Consider the following 16677-nt stretch of genomic DNA (forward strand, 5'->3'; position numbering starts at 1 on the left):
CCTTCCAATCCCGACTCGGGGTTTGCGTAGCGGTCAGGCTACCAGCCGAATTGTGGCGATCAAACGGCGCGTTCGTCGGTACCGGTCCGCTTCAGTTCGATATCGCCGTTGCCGCGCACCAGCGGCACGAACCGGACGCCGCCAAGCGTGGTCGTTTCCAGCCCGTCGGCGCGCCGCACCACCTTCAGCAGCCGCTGCTCGCCGCTGCTGCGGCCGACCGGAATCACCATGATGCCGTCGACCGCCAGCTGGTCGCACAACGCTGCCGGCAACTCGTCGGCCGCCGCGGTGACGATGATGCGGTCGAACGGCGCCTGTTCCGGCCACCCCTTCCAGCCGTCGCCGCACCGGGCGGTGACGTTGCGGACTGCCAGCCGCTCGAGCACCGCCTCGGCCTGGCGCAGAAGCTCGCGGTGGCGCTCGACGGTATAGACCCGGCGGCACAGCCGGCTGAGGATCGCGGTCTGGTAGCCGGAGCCGGTGCCGATCTCCAGCACCTTGTGCCGGTCGTTGAGCGCGAGGGCGGCGGTCATCATCGCCACCACCAGCGGCTGGCTGATGGTCTGGCCGAGCCCGATCGGCAACGCGCTGTTCTCGTAGGCGCGCTCGCGGAACGCCTCCATCACGAACAGCTCGCGCGGCGTCCGTTCGATCGCCGACAGCACGGCGGTGTCGACGATGCCGGCGTTGCGCAATTCCATGATCAGCCGGATCTTGCGCGAGGCGACGTTCATGCAAACAGCGCCCGGAAGCTCTCGACCGACTGGTGGTGGGTGAAATCCAGGTGCAGCGGCGTGACCGCGATCGCCTTGGCGCCGATCGCGGACAGGTCGGTGTCGCGCCGGCGCGGCGCGTCGCTGGCATAGTCGACGATCCAGTAGTAAGGCACGCCATAGGGGTCCGGCCGGCCCTCGATGCCGAGCCCGACCTTGCGCTTGCCCTGCGGCTGCACCTCCACGCCGGTGACCTGGTCGGCCGGGACCGGCGGGAAGTTGACGTTGACCAGCACCTCGTCCGCCCAGTCCAGCGAGGTGACCTTGCGGATGATCTCGGGGCCGAAGCGGCGGGCGGTGTCCCACTCGGGCGTCTCGTTGCGCGGCGTGACCTGGCTGAAAGCGATCGCCGGAATGCCGAGCAGCGCGGCCTCCATCGCGGCCGCGACCGTGCCGGAATAGACGATGTCCTCGGCCAGGTTGGCGCCGCGGTTCACGCCAGACAGCACGATGTCCGGCCTGCGGTCCTTCAGCACGTGGCGCACGCCGAGCAGCACGCAGTCGGTCGGCGTTCCGTCGACAGCAAAGCGGCGCTCCTCCAGCTGGCGGATGCGTAACGGGTTGCGGATGGTCAGCGAGTGGCTCTGCGCACTCTGCTCCATTTCCGGCGCCACCACCCAGACGTCGTCGCTGAGCGAGCGCGCGATCTCCTCCAGCACCTTGATGCCGGGGGCGTGGACGCCATCGTCGTTGGAGACGAGGATGCGGGCCTTGCCGATGTCGAACGGGGTCTTAAGCATTTGCGGAAATACGCTCCATGCCGTTCATGTAGGGGCGGAGCGCATCGGGCACCGTGACCGAGCCGTCCTCCTGCTGGTAGTTCTCGACCACCGCGATCAACGCCCGACCGACGGCGAGGCCGGATCCGTTGAGGGTGTGCACATGCGCCGGGCCCTTGCCGTCGGCGGGCCGATAGCGTGCCTTCATCCGCCGCGCCTGGAACGGGCCGCAGTTGGAGCAGCTGGAAATCTCGCGATAGGCGCCCTGCCCCGGCAGCCAGACCTCCAGGTCGTGGGTCTTGACCGCGCCGAAGCCGAGGTCGCCGGTGCACAGGCTGACCACCCGGTAGGGCAGCGCCAGCCGCTGCAGCACCGCCTCGGCGCAGCCGGTCATGCGCTCATGTTCCGCCGCCGAATCCTCGGGGCGCGTGATCGACACCATCTCCACCTTGGTGAACTGGTGCTGGCGGATCATGCCGCGGGTGTCCTTACCCGCCGCGCCGGCCTCGGAGCGGAAGCAGGGCGTGCGCGCGGTGAACCGCAGCGGCAGGTCGGCCTCGTCGACGATCATGTCGGCGACGATGTTGGTCAGCGGCACCTCGGCGGTCGGGATCAGCCAGTAGTCGTCGGTGGTGCGGAACTGGTCCTGGGCGAATTTCGGCAGCTGGTTGGTGCCGAACAGTGCGGTGTCGCGCACCAGCAGCGGCGGCGAGATCTCGGTGTAGCCGTGCTCGCGGGTCTGCATGTCCAGCATCAGGTCGCCCAGCGCCCGCTCCAGCAGCGCCAGCGCGCCGCGCAGCAGGACGAAGCGCGCGCCTGACAGCTTGGCCGCAGTGGCGAAGTCCATCAGGCCAAGGGCCTCGCCCAGCGCGTCGTGCTCCTTCGGCGGGAAGGCGAAGTCGCGCGGCGTACCCCAGCGGCGCAACTCGGCATTGTCCGCCTCGTCGCGGCCGTCCGGAACCTCCGCCGCGGGCATGTTGGGCAGGCCGGCCAGCAGGCCGTCGCGCTCCGTCTCCAGCGCGCGAATCCGCTCTTCCAATGCCGGCATCGCCGTCTTCATGCCGGCGACCTCGGCCATCAGCGCGTCGGCGTCGCCGCCGTCCCGCTTCAGCCGCCCGATTTCCTTGGAGGCTTCGTTGCGCCGGGTCTGCATCTCCTGCAGCGCGGACGTGGCCGTGCGCAGGTCGCCATCCAGCGCCAGAATCGTGCCGCTGACCGGTTCCAGCCCACGCCGCGCCATGGCCGCGTCGAAGGCCGCGGCATTGTCTCTGATCCAACGGATATCGTGCATGGGAACAACCGCAGTGAGATGGGACGGACGACTCGAACGCGGCGCGGACGCCGCAAGGTATAGGGATTGCGGCGCGGCGTGGTCAAACCGGATCGCGGCCGGCGCTTGCAAGGCGCGGCTGCGGTCCTACGCCGCGCCGGTCACGATCGGCCGTAGCTGAGGCTGAAGTCGGTGGCGTCGACGCCGAGCGTGTCGCTGTCGTCATAAGGTGCCGGCGCCTGGCTGTCGGCGCCTGCGCTGGCCGTCTCGCCCCGTAACTCTGCATAGAGCGCCTCTTCCCGCGCCTCGCGCTGACGTTCGATCCGCCGCGCCAGCCAGATCGAGACCTCGTAGAGGCCGTAGAGCGGGATCGACAGGCCGACCTGGCTGAACACGTCCGGCGGCGTGATGATCGCGGCCACCGTCACGATGATGACGATGGCGTATTTGCGCTTGGTGGCGAGGCCCTTGGCGCTGACCAGGCCGGCCCGCGCCATCAGGCTCAGCAGCACCGGCAATTCGAACGCCAGCCCGAACGCGAAGATCATCTTCATGACGATCGACAGGTATTCGCTGATCTTCGGCGCGACCACGGTCGGGATCTCGCCGTTCTCGCCCGTGCTCTGGAAGTCGAGGAAGAAGTCCCAGGCCAGCGGGAAAATGCCCCAATAGGCCATCGACGCGCCGGCCGCGAACAGGAACGGGGTGGCGATCAGGAACGGCAGGAATGCCTTCTTCTCGCGCTTGTACAGCCCGGGGGCGATGAACAGCCACAGCTGCCAGGCGATGAACGGGAAGGCGATGCAGATGCCGGCAAAGAAGCCGACCTTGATCTGCGTGAAGAAGCCTTCCCATAGCGCGGTGAAGATCATGCTGACATTTTCCTGCCCGCGCGCCTTGAGCTGCTCCATCAGCGGCGCGGCCAGGAAGGCATAAATCTCGTCGGCAAAGTACAGGCTGCCGGCGAAGGCGATCAGGAACGCGCCCGTCGCCCACATCAGCCTCTGGCGCAGCTCCCGCAGGTGCGCCATCAGCGGCATCTTGTGTTCTTCGACCTCGGTGTCGGTCATTTCGGGCAGCCCTGGCGGTCAGTCGCCCCGGCGCGCGCCGTCGGCGCCGCCTTCGGTTGCAGCCGGCTTGCGCCGTGTCGTGGCGCGCCGCGCCGCGGGCTTCTTGACAGCGACACCTTCGCCACCGCCGGCCTCAGGCGCAGCGCCGGCGGTGCCGTTGCGCTTGGCCGGCGTCGCAGCTCCGGCGGCCGCCCCCTTTTTGGCGGGCTTCGCGCGGGCGGACGCGGGCTTGGCCTTGCCGGCTCGCGGCGCGCTGGCGGACTTGGTCCGCGAAGTGGAACCGGCAGCCTTGGCAGCGGTCGCCTTCTTCGCCGTCGACCGGCCGGTCGTTGCCTTCGGCGCGGGCGCGGCGGCCGGCTCGGCCGGCGGGGTGCCACTCATGGTGGCGACCGCCACCGGGTTGTCCGCGACCGTGCCGCCGTCGTCGCCGCCTGCCGCCGCATTGCCGGCGCCCGGCTCGGCGGCATCGCCCAGCGCGCCCGCCGCCGGCGCATCCTTCGCCGCCGCGGTTGCCGCCGCCGCAGCCTGCCGGGTTTCCGCGATCTGCGCATTGGCCGCGCTGCGCGTCTCCTCCAGCGCCTTCTTCATCTGGCCCTTCGGGTCGACGACGCTGCTGATCTGGCGCTTGACGTTGTAGCGGTTGATGCCCTGGGCGGCCTTCTTGACCTCTTCCAGCTCGGTGCCCTTGACCATGTCGTCGACCTGGCCCTGGAAGTCGCGCGCAAGCCCGCGCAGCTTGCGCACCCAACCGGCCAGGTCGGACATGGCCTTGGGCAGGTCTTTCGGACCGATCACGACGACGGCAACGATGCCGATCATCAACAGCTCGGTCCAGCCGAAATCAAACATGGGTCCACCCGTGCGGGCGACGGCGCCGCAGTTCGCGCCCCGTTGCCGGGGCCGGTTCTATCCCGCGCTGCCGGCGGGATCAGCTCTTGGCGGCTTCGTCCTTGGCGCCGGTGGCCGTCGGCGTAGCCGACGCCTCGATGGTGCGCTGGCTGGCGTCGGAATCGCGCGATTCACTGTCTTTCAGGCCGCGCTTGAACGCGTTCACGCCCGAGCCGAGGTCCTTGGCCAGCCGCGGGATCTTGCCCGCGCCGAACAGCAGCACGACCACCGCAACGATGATCAGGATCTGCCAAATGCTCAGTCCCATTGCATCCTCTCTCTGTTGGCGGCCCCCCACTCTGCCTGAGCTGCGCCGCACCTCGCGGCCAGTTATGGCAGAAAGCGCCGGTCACATGCAATGCCGGGGGACGGCCGGTTGCCGCAGTCCGTGCCGGCGGGTCATTCGTCCCGTGACGCGACCGGGCGCTGCGGCGTCTCGTCGGCCTCGCGCAGGCCCCGCTTGAACGCGTTGACGCCCGAGCCGAGGTCCTTGGCAAGCCGCGGGATCTTGCCCGCCCCGAACAGCACCGCGACCACCAGCACGACAACCATGATGTGCCAGAAACTGAGTCCCATGACACCCTCTCCCGTCCGGCCAAGCCGGCTCTGATTTGGATTGGGCCGCGTCATCGGGCAGGTCGTGTGCGCCTGCGCGATGGGGCCCGCGCCATGCATTACACCCGCGCGAGACCGCGCGCCAGCCCCCGCGACGGGGTCAGTCGGCCGCCGGGAACACGAAGGCGAGCTTCGGGTCGATGTGCACGCCCACCGGCGCGCCCTCGCGCGGAAGATAGCGACCCGGCATCCTGGCGTGGAGATGGTAGCGCACCGTGCCGTCGTCCAGGGCCAGGTGGATGAGGCTGGTGCGGCCCAGGAACCGCGCCGCCATCACCCGGGCGGTCGGCTCGTCCGGCACGGGGCCCGGCGTCAGCCGCAGCGCCTCGGGCCGGATGATCACCTCGATCGGCCGCCCCTCGTCCACCCCTTCGACCCGCGGCAGTGCGAACGGCAGATCCGGGCGCCCGCCGGCGACCCGGGTCAGCAGCCGGTTGGCCTCGCCGAGGAACCCCGCCGCAAAGGCGCTGGCCGGATGGTAGTACAGCGTGTCGGGCGGCCCGTCCTGCACGATCCGCCCGTCGCGCATCAGCGCGATGCGGTCGCCCATGAACATCGCCTCTTCGGGATCGTGCGTCACCAGAACGCAGGCGGCGCCCGAGCCCTTCAGCATGTGCAGGGTCTCGTCGCGCACCGCGTCGCGCAGCCCGCGGTCGAGGCCGGAGAACGGTTCGTCGAGCAGCATGATGCGCGGCTTCGGCGCAAGCGCGCGGGCCAGCGCGATGCGCTGTTGCTGGCCGCCCGACAGCACGTGCGGGTAGAGCCCGCCGGCGTCGGCCATGCCCATCTTGCGCAGCAGCCCGTCCACCGCGTCGTGGCGCGCCGCCCGTGCCGTCGCGCGCAGGCCGAACGCCACGTTGTCGGCCACGGTCATGTGCGGAAACAGGGCATAGTCCTGGAACACCATGCCGACGTTGCGGTCCTCCGGCGGCCTGCCGCCGCGCGCATCGGCGACGATGGCGCCGTCAATGGCGACCGTGCCCGCGTCGGGGATCTCCAGGCCGGCGGCGATGCGCAGCAGGGTCGACTTGCCGCACCCGGACGGGCCGAGCAGGCAGACAAGCTCGCCCGCATCCACCGCCAGGTCGGCCCCGTCGACCGCGACCCTGTCGCCGAAGTGCCGGCTGACCCCGGTCAGCTCAAGCGTCGTCATCGTCCGCGGCGCCGTCCGCCGGGTCCGAGGCGCCGAAGGCCTCGTCGAGAAGCTCCTCCTCGAGGCCGAGTTCGGGCTGGCCGTCCTCATCGTCGCCCTCGTCCTCGATGGCGTCGTCCGTCTCCGCGGCACCATAGGCGTGGATCGCCGGGCGAGCGTCGAGCAGCCCGGCGGCCTTCAGCTCTTCGAGGCCGGGCAGGCTCTCGACCGTCTCCAGCTCGAAGTGGTCGAGGAAGCGGTCGGTCGTCGCCCAGGTCACCGGCCGGCCCGGCGTCTGGCGGCGCCCGCGCGGCCGGATGAAACCGGCCTCGAGCAACGCCTCGAAGGTGCCCTTGGACGAGCCGACGCCGCGGATTTCCTCGATCTCGGCCCGGGTCACCGGCTGGTGATAGGCGATGATCGCCAAGGTCTCGATGGCGGCCCGCGACAGCTTCTTCTGCACCGTCCGCTCGATGCGCAGATGCGGAGCCAGGTCCGCCGCAGTGCGCAGCGCCCACCCCTTGCCGACCCGGGTCAGGTTGACCCCGCGGTCGCGATAGAGCGCGGCCAGCTCTGCCAGGATGTCGGCAACCGCGACATCGGTCGGCAGGCGACGGGCCAGCGCGCCTTCGTCGACCGGCTCGGCGGACGCGAACAGGATCGCCTCGACCAGGCGCACATAGTGGTCCGCTGCCGACGGCACCGCGGGCGCGTCGGTCTCGTCCGCGCTCATTCGGTCAGCCCGGCGTCGCGGGCCCGGATGAAGATCGGCCCGAACGCCCGGTCCTGGCGCAGTTCGAGCCGCCCGCTGCGGGCAAGTTCGAGCCCGGCGGCAAATGTCGCCGCAACCGCCGAGCGCCCGACCAGGCCGCCACGCAGCCGCTCCGGCAGGAAGCGGGCGAGTTCGGTCCAGCTGTCGACCCCGGCGGGCAGCCGCCCCAGCATCTCGACCAGCCGCTCCAGCGCCTGCTGCATCGAAAACAGCTCGGTTGGCACGATGTGCAGCGTCGCGGCCTCCGCGCGATGCTGGATCGCGCCGTAGGCGCTGAGCAGGTCGTAGAGGGTATCGCCATAGGCGGCCGTCACCACGACCGGGATCGGCTGCGGCATCCCGCACGGGAACCGGTCCTGGCCGAGCAGCGGCCGTACCATCAGCCGGCGGCCGGCATTCTGCATCGCCTCCAGCCGCTGCAGGTGGAACGCCAGCGCAGCGGCCATCTCGCCGGCCGATGGCTGCTCCGCATCCTCCTTCGGCTGCGGCAGCAGCAGGCGGGACTTCAAGTAGGCGAGCCAGGCCGCCATCACCAGATAGTCGGCGGCGATCTCGATGCGCAGCTGCTGCGCCGCCTCGATATAGGCGATGTACTGGTCGGCCAGCGCCAGGATCGAGATCTGGGCGAGATCGACCTTCTGGTCCCTGGCCAGCGTCAGCAGCAGGTCCAGCGGCCCCTCGAACCCGTCGACGTCGATGAACAGCATGTGCTGTTCGCGCGCGGCAAGCCCGTCGCGGCGGCCGGCGTCGAAGCTGTCGTCGGCGTCAGAAGTCGCGGTTTCGCTCGTCATCCGCTCAGGTCTTGCCCGCTTCGCCCAACAGGTCCTCGAGGCGCGCCAGGGCATGCTCGCGATCCAGCGGTGACCGGGGGATCGTCAGCCGTCGGCGCTCAGCCTGCAATAGGCGCATGCGTGCCGCCGCGGTCAAGCGTCCTGCCGCAGCGGCCACGACGTGCATCTGATCGAGATCGCCGTTGCAGTGCAGCACCACATCGCAGCCGGCATCCAGCAGCGCACGCGTCCGCCAGCCCAGGTCGCCGCCGAGCGCGCCCATGTTGATGTCGTCGGTGGCGAGCACGCCGTCGAAGCCGATGGCGCCGCGGATCGCCTCGTCGATCACGGCCGGCGACAGGCTGGCGGGCCGGTCGGGGTCGATCGCCTCAATCAGCAGATGGCCGACGATCCCCCAGGGACAGTTGCGCAACGCACGGAACGGGGCGAAGTCGTCGTTCTCCAGGGTCGCGCGCGGCACGGCGATCCGCGGCAGGTCGGCATGGCTGTCGACGGTGGCGCGGCCGTGGCCAGGCAGGTGCTTGATCACCGGCGTCACGCCACCCGCCTCCAGCCCGGCGCGGACTGCGGCACCCAAGGCAGCCACCCGTTCCGGCCGCGCCGCGAAGGCACGGTCGCCGATGGCACGGTGGGTCTCCGGCAGCAGCAGGTCGAGCACCGGCGCGCAGTCGACCGTGATGCCGAGCGCATCGAGATCCGCGGCGATCAGGCGGGCGTTGAGGTGGGCCGCCTCCGTCGCAGCCGCGGCGTCGCGCTCGAACAGCTGTCCGAAGGCGCTGGCCGGCGGCGCATGGCGCCAGTGCGGCGGCTTCAGCCGTTCGACCCGTCCGCCTTCCTGGTCGATCAGCACCGGCACGAACGGGTCGCCGACGGCCGCGCGCATGTCGGCGACGAGAGCAGCGACCTGCGCCGGCTCGGCGCAATTGCGTGCGAACAGGATGAAACCGAGCGGACGGACGCGGCGGAAGAAGCGGCACTCGTCGTCGCTCAGCGCCGTCCCGGCACAACCGAACACGACGGCCAGCCGGTCATCCGGCAGGTCGGGCCCGCCCCCTGCCGCTCCGTCGGCGGGCCGCGCCGGCCCGTTCATCCGCAGCGCTGGTCAGTTGTGGACGATGCAGTCAAAATTTCGGTTCTTGATCTCGGCGCACAGGGCGGCGGCCTCGATCGCGCCGCCGGCGGCAACGCTGACCCGGAAATAGGTGCGGTCGCCGCTGGTGCTCTGCCGGATCAGCGGCTCGCGGCTGCCGAGCAGGTCGGGCATCAACCGGCGCAGCCGGCTCCACTCCTGCTGGGCCAGATCCTGCGAACGCATGGAGGCAAGCTGCACGGTCGCGGTCCCGGCCGGCGCGGATTGCGTCGCCTGCGGGGCAGCGGCGGCCGGTTCCACCGCCGCAACCTGCGCCGCAGCCGCGACCGCCGTCGCGGCGGGGTCGGCCGTCACGTTCGTCGCCTGGGCAACCGGCTGCGGCGCAAGCTCGCCCTCGGTCAGCTGCGGCAACGGCAGCATCGGCGCGACCAGCACCGGCGGCACGCTGACGCCGGCCTGCGCCGGCGCCGGTCCCTCCGCCTGGGTCACCGCCGGCTGCGCGCCTTCGGCCGCGCTTTCCATCGCCGCCTCGTACAGCTCGACCGGGATCGAAGGCGCCTGGTCGAACACGTCCGGCACGATCTCGCTGATCGGCTCCTCAGGTGGCGGAAGCACGCTCTCCTCGTCAGGCCGCACCGCGATGCGCTCGCCGTCGATCTCGTCGAAAAAGGCATATTCGCCGGCCGGCACCGACAGGCCGCCCGGGTCGTCGGGCGCGGTTTTCAGGGGTTCGGCCGAGGCCTGGATGGTAACGACCTCGCCGCCCGAGGGCACCACCTGCCGTTCGCCGGTATAGGCGGTCCAGGCGTAGTAGCCGCAGCCGCCGAACACCGCCAGCGCGACCGCGCCGGTCAGTGCGCGGTAGACCAGGCCGCGACGCCGGCTCGGCTCCACCTGCGCGGCGGTGCGTGCCGCGGCACTGCGCGTGCCGGCACGCGGGCGATCCATCCGAAGCGGCGCTACAAGTTCCGGGGCAGCCATTACATCTCCTCAACCGGTGTCACGCCGATCAGCCCCATCCCGATCGCGAGCACCGCACGCACGCCTGCGACGAGAGCCAGCCGTGCCAGCGTCTTCCGGTCTTCGCCCTGCACCAAGAACCGGAGCTGCGACTCGTCGCGTCCCTTGTTCCAGAGTGTATGAAAGTCGGACGCCAAGTCATAGAGAAAAAAGGCGATTCTATGGGCCTCATGCGCCGCGGCCGCCCCCTCCACGGTGCGCGGCCAACTGGCGAGTCGCAGAATGATGCCGAGCTCGGCCGAATCGGCGAGCGACGACAGGTCGGCGGCGGCCAGGTCGGCCGGCGCCTGCGACAGCTGCGGGAACTCCGCCGCCGCGTGCCGCAGCACCGAGCAGGCCCGCGCATGGGCGTACTGGACGTAGAACACGGGATTGTCGCGCGACTGCTCGCGCACCTTCTGGAAGTCCAGGTCCATGGACTGGTCGTTGCGGCGCGAGACCATCATGAAGCGCACGGCATCCTTGCCGATCGCGTCGATCACGTCGCGCAGCGTGACGAATGTGCCGGCCCGCTTCGACATCTTCACCGGCGCGCCGCCGTCCAGCAACTTGACCAGCTGGCAGATCTTGATGTCGAGCTCGGCCTCGCCGCGGCTGATCGCCCGGGTCGCCGCCTGCATGCGCTTGACATAGCCGCCGTGGTCGGCGCCCAGCACGTCGATCAGCAGCGGCGTGCCGCGCATGTATTTGTCGTAGTGGTAGGCGATGTCCTTGGCGAAATAGGTCCAGCTGCCGTCGGACTTCTTCAACGGCCGGTCGACGTCGTCGCCGAACCGGGTGGAACGGAACAGGGTCTGCGGCCGCGGTTCCCACTCGTCGGGCGCCTTGCCCTTCGGCGGCTCCAGCGTGCCGACATAGATCAGGTCCTGCGCGACCAGCGCCTCGAAGGCGGCGTCGACCGCCCCGGCGGCGACCACCGCGCGCTCCGACGAGAACAGGTCCTGGTGGACGCCCAGCGCGGCGAGATCCGCCTTGACCAGCGCCATCATCGCCTCGATGGCGAATTCGCGCACCAGCGGCAGCCAGTCGCCCTCCTCCCGGCCGAGCAGCGCGTCGCCATGCGCCGCGGCAAGCGCCTCGCCGACCGGCTTGAGATAGTCGCCGGGATAGAGGCCGGGCGGAATCGTGCCGATCTCCTCGCCCAGCGCCTCGCAGTAGCGCAGGTAGGCCGACCGCGCGAGCGTGTCGACCTGGGCGCCGTCGTCGTTGATGTAATACTCCTTGGTCACCGCGTGGCCGGTGAACGACAGCAGGTTGGCCAGCACGTCGCCGACCACCGCGCCGCGCGCATGGGCGGCATGCAGCGGGCCGGTCGGGTTGGCCGAGACGTACTCGACGTTGACCGCCGGGCCGACCGCGCGGGTGACCCGGCCATAGGCCGAACCGGCGGCCAGGGCGTCGGCCAGCAGCCCGCGGATATAACCGGGGCGCAGCCGCATGTTGATGAAGCCGGGCCCGGCGACGGTGACGTCGTCGAGGTCGGGGTCCTCGCCCAGCCTGGCGGCGAGGATCTCGGCCAGGTCGCGCGGCTTCATTCCCGCCGGCTTGGCCAGCACCATCGCCGCGTTGGTCGAGACGTCGCCGTGGGCCGCCTCGCGCGGCGGCTCGACGGTGACCTTGGCGGGGTCCAGCCCGGACGGCAGGGCGTTGGTCGCCACCAGCCGCTCGACGGCGCGGGCGACCCGTTCGTGGATGTCGGCGAAGAAATTCATAGCGTGGACGATCGGACCTCGGTCAGGCGGCGATGCTCGATCTCGGCGAAGCGGTCGGTCATGCCGGCGATGTAGTCGGAAATGACCCGGGCCCGCTTGGCCGGGTCGGCGCCGTCGCACTGGCTTTGCCATTCGGGCGGCAGCAGGCAGGGCTCCTCGAACAGCCGCGCGAACAGCGCCGATACCACCCGGCGCGCGTTGCTGGCCATCCGATTCACCTTGTAGTGCCGATACATACGCCGGTGCAGGAAGGCCTTCAACTCCCTGTCCTGCGCGCGCATCGGCTCGGAGAAGGCCACCAGCGGGCGGCCCAGCGCCCGCACGTCGGCCGCCGCGCCCGGCCGGGCCTCCGCCAGCCGGCGCCGGGTCTCGGCCAGCAGGTCGGTGACCATGGCATCGATCAGCCGGCGGACGCTCTCGTGGATCCAGCGCGAGGCGTCGAGGCCGGGATGGGCGTCGCGCACCGCCCGGAACGTGGCGAAGGTCAGCGGCGCGTCCTCGAGCTCGGCGATGTCGAACAGCCCGGCGCGCAGCCCGTCGTCGAGGTCGTGGTTGTTGTAGGCGATGTCGTCGGACAGTGCCGCCACCTGCGCCTCCGGCCCGGGATGGGTGGCCAGTTCCAGATCGTGCTGCGCCTGGTACTCGACGATGGCGGCCGGCAGCGCACGGCACTCGTCCGCCTCGCCGACCAGGGGTCCATTGTGCTTGACCGTGCCTTCCAGCGTTTCCCAGGTCAGGTTCAGGCCGTCGAAGGCGGCGTAGCGCCGTTCCAGCTTGGTGACGATGCGCAGGGTCTGGGCGTTGTGGTCGAAGCCGCCAAAGGGCTGCATCGCCGCATCCAGCGCGGTCTCGCCGGCATGGCCGAACGGCGTGTGGCCCAGGTCGTGCGCCAGCGCCAGCGCCTCGGTCAGGTCCTCGTTCAGGCCCAGCGCGCGGGCGATCGAGCGCGCGATCTGCGAGACCTCGAGGCTGTGGGTCAGCCGGGTGCGGAAATGGTCGCCGCCGGTATCGACGAATACCTGGGTCTTGTGCTTCAGCCGGCGAAAGGCGGAGGAGTGGACAATGCGGTCGCGGTCGCGCTGGAACGGGTCGCGTTCGGCCGCGGACGGCTCGGCGTGCAGGCGCCCGCGGCTGTTGCGCGGGTCGGTCGCATAGGGTGCCGGTCGGGCGGAAGTCATGGGCGATCGCGGCCGGAGCTGTCGCGCAGTGGGCTTGCGCTTGTCAGAATGAGGCGGGCTGCCGATTCGCGCGGACCATGCGCGGCCGGCCGGGGTTTGACAATAGCCAAATCCTCCCCATTTCTGCCGGGCGGAGCAGTGGAGCGACCATGACCACCCAGACCCAGGCGAACGCGGGCGAAACGGCGGCCGGGCCGGCGCTGACCATCACCGACCGCGCCGCGGCCCAAATCGCGAAGATCGTCGCACGCGACGGCAACGGCGCGATGCACCTGCGCATCGCCGTTTCCGGCGGCGGCTGCTCCGGCTTCCAGTACGGCTTCTCGCTCGACGACTGCATCAACGCCGACGACCGCACCTTCACCCGCAACGGGGTGACGGTGGTGGTCGACGAGATCTCGCTCGACCTGCTGGCCGGCGCCGAGGTCGATTATGTCACCGAGATGATCGGCTCCAGCTTCCGCATCCAGAACCCGAATGCGGCCAGTTCCTGCGGCTGCGGCTCGTCCTTCGCGATCTGACGGCCACGTCGCCCCTACCCTCCCGCGCGCCCGCCTTGTATGGTCCGCGCCATGAAGATCGCGACCTTCAACGTCAACTCGATCAAGGCCCGGCTGCCCAACATCGTGGCGTGGCTGCAGCAGGCACAGCCCGACGTGGCGCTGCTGCAGGAGATCAAGTGCCAGGACGACGGCTTCCCGATGCTGGAGGTGCAGGCGGCCGGCTATGACGGCGCGATCCACGGCCAGAAGAGCTACAACGGCGTCGCGGTATTGGTGCGCAAGGATTTCGGCGCGGCCGCGGACGTGATGGCAGGCCTGCCCGGCGACGACGGCGACGACCATGCCCGCTATCTCGAGGCCACTGTAGCCGGCGTGCGGGTCGCCTCGATCTACCTGCCCAATGGCAACCCGATCGGCGGCGAGAAATTCGCCTACAAGCTGGCCTGGATGGACCGCCTGATCGCGCGCGCCCGCACCCTGCTGGACGGCGAGATGCCGGTGGTGCTGGGCGGCGACTACAACGTCTGTCCCACCGACGACGACCTGTGGGACCCGGCGGCGATGGCCGACGACGCGCTGGCCCAGCCGGAAAGCCGCGCCAGGTTCCGCGCGCTGCAGCATCTCGGCTACACCGAGGCATGGCGGGCGCTGCACATCGAGAAGCACCAGTACAGCTTCTGGGACTACCAGGCCGGCCGCTGGCAGAAGGACGAGGGCCTGCGCATCGACCACCTGCTGCTGTCGCCGCAGGCGGCCGACCGGCTGCAGCGTTGCGAGATCGACCGCAAGCCGCGCGGCGCACAGAAGGCTTCCGACCACACCCCGGTCTGGGTCGAGCTGGCGGATTGAGCGCCGCACCCGCGCCCGACCCCGCGGCAGCCCCGTTCGCCCGCCTCGCCCCCTATGCGATGGCGACCGCGACGGTGCTGTTCTGGTCCGGCAACTACACGCTGGCCCGCAGCGTCACAGAAACCTTCCCGCCGATCGCACTCGCCTTCTGGCGCTGGGTGCTGGCCTGGGCGATCCTGATGCCGTTCGCATGGCCGGCAATGCGCCAAGCCTGGCCGGTGATCCGGGCCAACTGGGGCCGGCTGGCGCTGCTCGGCGTGCTCGGCATCCCCGGCTACAACACCATGGTCTATTTCGCCTTCCATACCACCACGACGATCAACGCGGCGGTGCTCAACTCGACCATGCCGCTGGCGATCGTGGTGATGTCGTGGGCGCTCTACCGCGAGCGACTGACGCGCGTGCAGGCGCTGGGCGTGGCGGTCTCGCTGATCGGCGTGCTGTGGATCGTCGCGCGCGGCGACCCGGCCACGCTGGCCGCCTTCGACATCACCGTCGGCGACGTCTGGGTGATCGGAGCGGTGCTGGTCTATGCGCTGTACATGGTGCTGCTGCGGCTGCGGCCGGCCGGGCTCGGCGGGCTCGCCTTCCTCGGCATCACCGTCAGCTTCGGCATCCTGGCCCTGCTGCCGTTCTTCCTGGTCGAACTGGTCGTGGTCGGCGCACCGCACCTGAGCGTGTCGAACGCCGCCAGCGTGCTGTACATGGCCGTGTTCGCCTCGGTCCTCGCCTACATCTTCTGGAACCAGGCCACGGCGACGCTGGGTGCCAACCGGACCGGGGTGTTCATCCACCTGGTGCCGGTGTTCACCACGATCATGGCGCTGAGCTTCCTGGGCGAGACGCTGCACTGGTACCACGTCATCGGCATGGCCGGCGTGCTGGTCGGTGTCGTGCTGGTCGCCCGCGGCGGGCAACGCCGCGCGGTCGCCGCCTAGGATCGGCCGGCTTCCCTGCCCCTCGTCGCCCGCGTCAGCCGCCGGCGCGCAGCACGTGCAGCAACTGGCCGGCGAGGCTGTTGAACGTGGCGTCGTCGAAATGGCCCGGCTCGTTCCAGGTCATCGACAGGCAGACCGGCATGCCGCCCGGCGGCGTCACCATGTAGGTCAGGTTGGTCACGCCGACGTCGTTACCGCCCTTGAAGGCGATCCGGTCCCACTCGACCGACGGCTGACCCCCGGTGTTGATGCCCATCTCGCCCAGGTCCGCGACCGCGCCCATCAGGGCGCACAGCGACCGCGCGCTCAACCGCCAGCCGTGGGCGATGCGGCCGTTGGCCAGGTCCGCCTGACGCGGCAGCGGTACCGCGCCGATCTCCTCGATGATCGCGCGCTGCCCGGCCAGGTCGGCGTCGAGATAGCGCCGGTACAGCGCCGGGTCGGCTTTCAGCTTGAAGTATTCCGCCGTCATCAGGATCGGTGCGGTGCCGGCCGCCGCCTCGACATGGTCGCGTCCGACCAGACGGATCAGCACGTCGGTGGCCGTGTTGTCGCTGAGCGAGATCATCATGGCGGCGAGGCTCGCCACCGTGATCGGATGCCCATCGGGATAGGCGTGCAGCATGCCGGAAGAGACCGAGGCCCAGTCCGACCGGTAGCGCACGACCTGGTCCCAGGCCAGGTCGCCCGCGTCCACCGCCTCGCGCAGCGCCAGCATCACTGCCAGCTTGAAGCTGGAGGCGACCAGCAAGGGCGCGTCGGCGGCGTGCGCGGCCAGCACCGTGTCGCCGCGGGCGACATAGACCGCAGTCTCGCCGGGCAGTGCCGCAATGGCGCCGACCACCTCGTCGAGCGTCAGATCGTTGGGAATCGGTTCCCGGAAGAACAGCCCGGCCACGAGGCCGTTCTCGTCCCGGCTGAGCAGGACCGGCACGCTGGCGTTCTCGAACAGCAACAGCCAGCCATCGCCTTCCGGTGCCACCGCCTCGAACGGACCGGCCGCCTCGCCCAGTTGCGACATCACGGTCGCGATCAGCTCCGGCGTCAGCTGCCTGCGTGCCGCCGGCGTCACCCAGTCGGGCTCGATGCTGCCCATCGCCGCGATGCGGCGCAGCAGTTCGCCATCGTCCGCGGGCGGCGCCTCGGCCGTCGCCCGCCCGCCGATGCCAACGGCCAGCGCAACGGCCACCGCTCCAGCCCACCACCGTCGCCCGTTCCGCAGCATCGCGACCTCCACCCGACGCCCGCATGGCGCCATTTCCTGAAGACCCGCAGCAGCTCCGTTCATCCCGTCGGCAGCGACACAGTCCGCCGTACCGATTGCCGCCGTGCATCGTGCCGGCGCGCCCGCGGACCG

The 16677-nt window shown here is 70.4% G+C and carries 18 protein-coding genes; 3 read left to right on the forward strand and 15 right to left on the reverse strand.

What is annotated here, in order from left to right; genetic code table 11:
* Positions 1 to 59: 59 nt before the first annotated feature.
* The 14 genes from R3F55_20120 to R3F55_20185 all read right to left on the reverse strand — a co-directional run bounded on the left by R3F55_20120 (position 60) and on the right by R3F55_20185 (position 13030).
* The gene (locus R3F55_20120; protein ID MEZ5669699.1) at positions 60 to 734 is read right to left on the reverse strand and encodes a protein-L-isoaspartate(D-aspartate) O-methyltransferase; all 675 of its coding nucleotides are present in this window, start codon (positions 732 to 734) and stop codon (positions 60 to 62) included.
* The gene (surE, locus tag R3F55_20125; protein MEZ5669700.1) at positions 731 to 1513 is read right to left on the reverse strand and encodes a 5'/3'-nucleotidase SurE; all 783 of its coding nucleotides are present in this window, start codon (positions 1511 to 1513) and stop codon (positions 731 to 733) included. The genes R3F55_20120 and surE overlap by 4 nt, the downstream gene beginning before the upstream one ends.
* Positions 1506 to 2783: a serine--tRNA ligase gene (gene serS / locus R3F55_20130; GenBank protein ID MEZ5669701.1), complete on the reverse strand. Its 1278-nt coding sequence runs from the start codon at positions 2781 to 2783 to the stop codon at positions 1506 to 1508. Before serS ends, surE begins: the two co-directional genes overlap by 8 nt.
* A gap of 140 nt (positions 2784 to 2923) precedes the next feature.
* A complete protein-coding gene (tatC, locus tag R3F55_20135) occupies positions 2924 to 3832 on the reverse strand; it encodes a twin-arginine translocase subunit TatC (protein MEZ5669702.1) in 909 nt (302 codons plus the stop codon).
* An 18-nt stretch (positions 3833 to 3850) separates the two neighbouring features.
* Positions 3851 to 4681: a Sec-independent protein translocase protein TatB gene (gene tatB / locus R3F55_20140; GenBank protein ID MEZ5669703.1), complete on the reverse strand. Its 831-nt coding sequence runs from the start codon at positions 4679 to 4681 to the stop codon at positions 3851 to 3853.
* A gap of 79 nt (positions 4682 to 4760) precedes the next feature.
* Entirely contained in the window at positions 4761 to 4988 is a 228-nt protein-coding gene (gene tatA / locus R3F55_20145) for a twin-arginine translocase TatA/TatE family subunit (GenBank protein MEZ5669704.1), read from the reverse strand.
* A 131-nt stretch (positions 4989 to 5119) separates the two neighbouring features.
* Positions 5120 to 5296, reverse strand: a complete 177-nt coding sequence (gene tatA / locus R3F55_20150) for a twin-arginine translocase TatA/TatE family subunit (protein ID MEZ5669705.1) — start codon at positions 5294 to 5296, stop codon at positions 5120 to 5122.
* A gap of 139 nt (positions 5297 to 5435) precedes the next feature.
* Entirely contained in the window at positions 5436 to 6488 is a 1053-nt protein-coding gene (locus R3F55_20155) for an ABC transporter ATP-binding protein (GenBank protein ID MEZ5669706.1), read from the reverse strand.
* Positions 6475 to 7200 (reverse strand): SMC-Scp complex subunit ScpB, encoded by a 726-nt coding sequence (scpB, locus tag R3F55_20160; GenBank protein MEZ5669707.1) that lies wholly within the window; start codon positions 7198 to 7200, stop codon positions 6475 to 6477. Before scpB ends, R3F55_20155 begins: the two co-directional genes overlap by 14 nt.
* Complete coding sequence (locus tag R3F55_20165) at positions 7197 to 8030, reverse strand: ScpA family protein (protein ID MEZ5669708.1); 834 nt, start codon at positions 8028 to 8030, stop codon at positions 7197 to 7199. The genes scpB and R3F55_20165 overlap by 4 nt, the downstream gene beginning before the upstream one ends.
* Positions 8031 to 8034: 4 nt before the next feature.
* Positions 8035 to 9120, reverse strand: coding sequence for a beta-N-acetylhexosaminidase (nagZ, locus tag R3F55_20170; protein MEZ5669709.1), 1086 nt, complete (start codon positions 9118 to 9120; stop codon positions 8035 to 8037).
* Positions 9121 to 9132: 12 nt separating this feature from the next.
* Entirely contained in the window at positions 9133 to 10068 is a 936-nt protein-coding gene (locus tag R3F55_20175; GenBank protein ID MEZ5669710.1) for an SPOR domain-containing protein, read from the reverse strand.
* A gap of 32 nt (positions 10069 to 10100) precedes the next feature.
* On the reverse strand, positions 10101 to 11852 hold the full coding sequence (gene argS / locus R3F55_20180; GenBank protein MEZ5669711.1) for an arginine--tRNA ligase: 1752 nt from the start codon (positions 11850 to 11852) through the stop codon (positions 10101 to 10103).
* Entirely contained in the window at positions 11849 to 13030 is a 1182-nt protein-coding gene (locus R3F55_20185; protein MEZ5669712.1) for a deoxyguanosinetriphosphate triphosphohydrolase, read from the reverse strand. Before R3F55_20185 ends, argS begins: the two co-directional genes overlap by 4 nt.
* 149 nt (positions 13031 to 13179) lie before the next feature.
* Here R3F55_20185 and erpA point away from each other — a divergent pair, with 149 nt between their 5' ends.
* From erpA to R3F55_20200, 3 genes are read left to right on the forward strand one after another with little or no spacing between them, the layout of a single operon-like run.
* Complete coding sequence (gene erpA / locus R3F55_20190) at positions 13180 to 13551, forward strand: iron-sulfur cluster insertion protein ErpA (GenBank protein ID MEZ5669713.1); 372 nt, start codon at positions 13180 to 13182, stop codon at positions 13549 to 13551.
* A 51-nt stretch (positions 13552 to 13602) separates the two neighbouring features.
* Entirely contained in the window at positions 13603 to 14382 is a 780-nt protein-coding gene (locus R3F55_20195; GenBank protein ID MEZ5669714.1) for an exodeoxyribonuclease III, read from the forward strand.
* Complete coding sequence (locus tag R3F55_20200) at positions 14379 to 15320, forward strand: DMT family transporter (protein ID MEZ5669715.1); 942 nt, start codon at positions 14379 to 14381, stop codon at positions 15318 to 15320. Before R3F55_20195 ends, R3F55_20200 begins: the two co-directional genes overlap by 4 nt.
* A 34-nt stretch (positions 15321 to 15354) precedes the next feature.
* On the opposite strand, the gene R3F55_20205 is transcribed toward R3F55_20200, so the two are convergent.
* Positions 15355 to 16545, reverse strand: a complete 1191-nt coding sequence (locus tag R3F55_20205; protein ID MEZ5669716.1) for a serine hydrolase — start codon at positions 16543 to 16545, stop codon at positions 15355 to 15357.
* Positions 16546 to 16677 lie beyond the last annotated feature (132 nt).

Source organism: Alphaproteobacteria bacterium (assembly GCA_041396705.1).
Classification (GTDB): Bacteria; Pseudomonadota; Alphaproteobacteria; order CALKHQ01; family CALKHQ01; genus CALKHQ01.

Bases quoted from the DNA above. Each gene is read 5' to 3' on its own strand.
- R3F55_20120 (MEZ5669699.1), bottom strand. From the start codon at position 734: ATGAACGTCGCCTCGCGCAAGATCCGGCTGATCATGGAATTGCGCAAC.
- surE (MEZ5669700.1), bottom strand. From the start codon at position 1,513: ATGCTTAAGACCCCGTTCGACATCGGCAAGGCCCGCATCCTCGTCTCC.
- serS (MEZ5669701.1), bottom strand. From the start codon at position 2,783: ATGCACGATATCCGTTGGATCAGAGACAATGCCGCGGCCTTCGACGCG.
- tatC (MEZ5669702.1), bottom strand. From the start codon at position 3,832: ATGACCGACACCGAGGTCGAAGAACACAAGATGCCGCTGATGGCGCAC.
- tatB (MEZ5669703.1), bottom strand. From the start codon at position 4,681: ATGTTTGATTTCGGCTGGACCGAGCTGTTGATGATCGGCATCGTTGCC.
- tatA (MEZ5669704.1), bottom strand. From the start codon at position 4,988: ATGGGACTGAGCATTTGGCAGATCCTGATCATCGTTGCGGTGGTCGTG.
- tatA (MEZ5669705.1), bottom strand. From the start codon at position 5,296: ATGGGACTCAGTTTCTGGCACATCATGGTTGTCGTGCTGGTGGTCGCG.
- R3F55_20155 (MEZ5669706.1), bottom strand. From the start codon at position 6,488: ATGACGACGCTTGAGCTGACCGGGGTCAGCCGGCACTTCGGCGACAGG.
- scpB (MEZ5669707.1), bottom strand. From the start codon at position 7,200: ATGAGCGCGGACGAGACCGACGCGCCCGCGGTGCCGTCGGCAGCGGAC.
- R3F55_20165 (MEZ5669708.1), bottom strand. From the start codon at position 8,030: ATGACGAGCGAAACCGCGACTTCTGACGCCGACGACAGCTTCGACGCC.
- nagZ (MEZ5669709.1), bottom strand. From the start codon at position 9,120: ATGAACGGGCCGGCGCGGCCCGCCGACGGAGCGGCAGGGGGCGGGCCC.
- R3F55_20175 (MEZ5669710.1), bottom strand. From the start codon at position 10,068: ATGGATCGCCCGCGTGCCGGCACGCGCAGTGCCGCGGCACGCACCGCC.
- argS (MEZ5669711.1), bottom strand. From the start codon at position 11,852: ATGAATTTCTTCGCCGACATCCACGAACGGGTCGCCCGCGCCGTCGAG.
- R3F55_20185 (MEZ5669712.1), bottom strand. From the start codon at position 13,030: ATGACTTCCGCCCGACCGGCACCCTATGCGACCGACCCGCGCAACAGC.
- erpA (MEZ5669713.1), top strand. From the start codon at position 13,180: ATGACCACCCAGACCCAGGCGAACGCGGGCGAAACGGCGGCCGGGCCG.
- R3F55_20195 (MEZ5669714.1), top strand. From the start codon at position 13,603: ATGAAGATCGCGACCTTCAACGTCAACTCGATCAAGGCCCGGCTGCCC.
- R3F55_20205 (MEZ5669716.1), bottom strand. From the start codon at position 16,545: ATGCTGCGGAACGGGCGACGGTGGTGGGCTGGAGCGGTGGCCGTTGCG.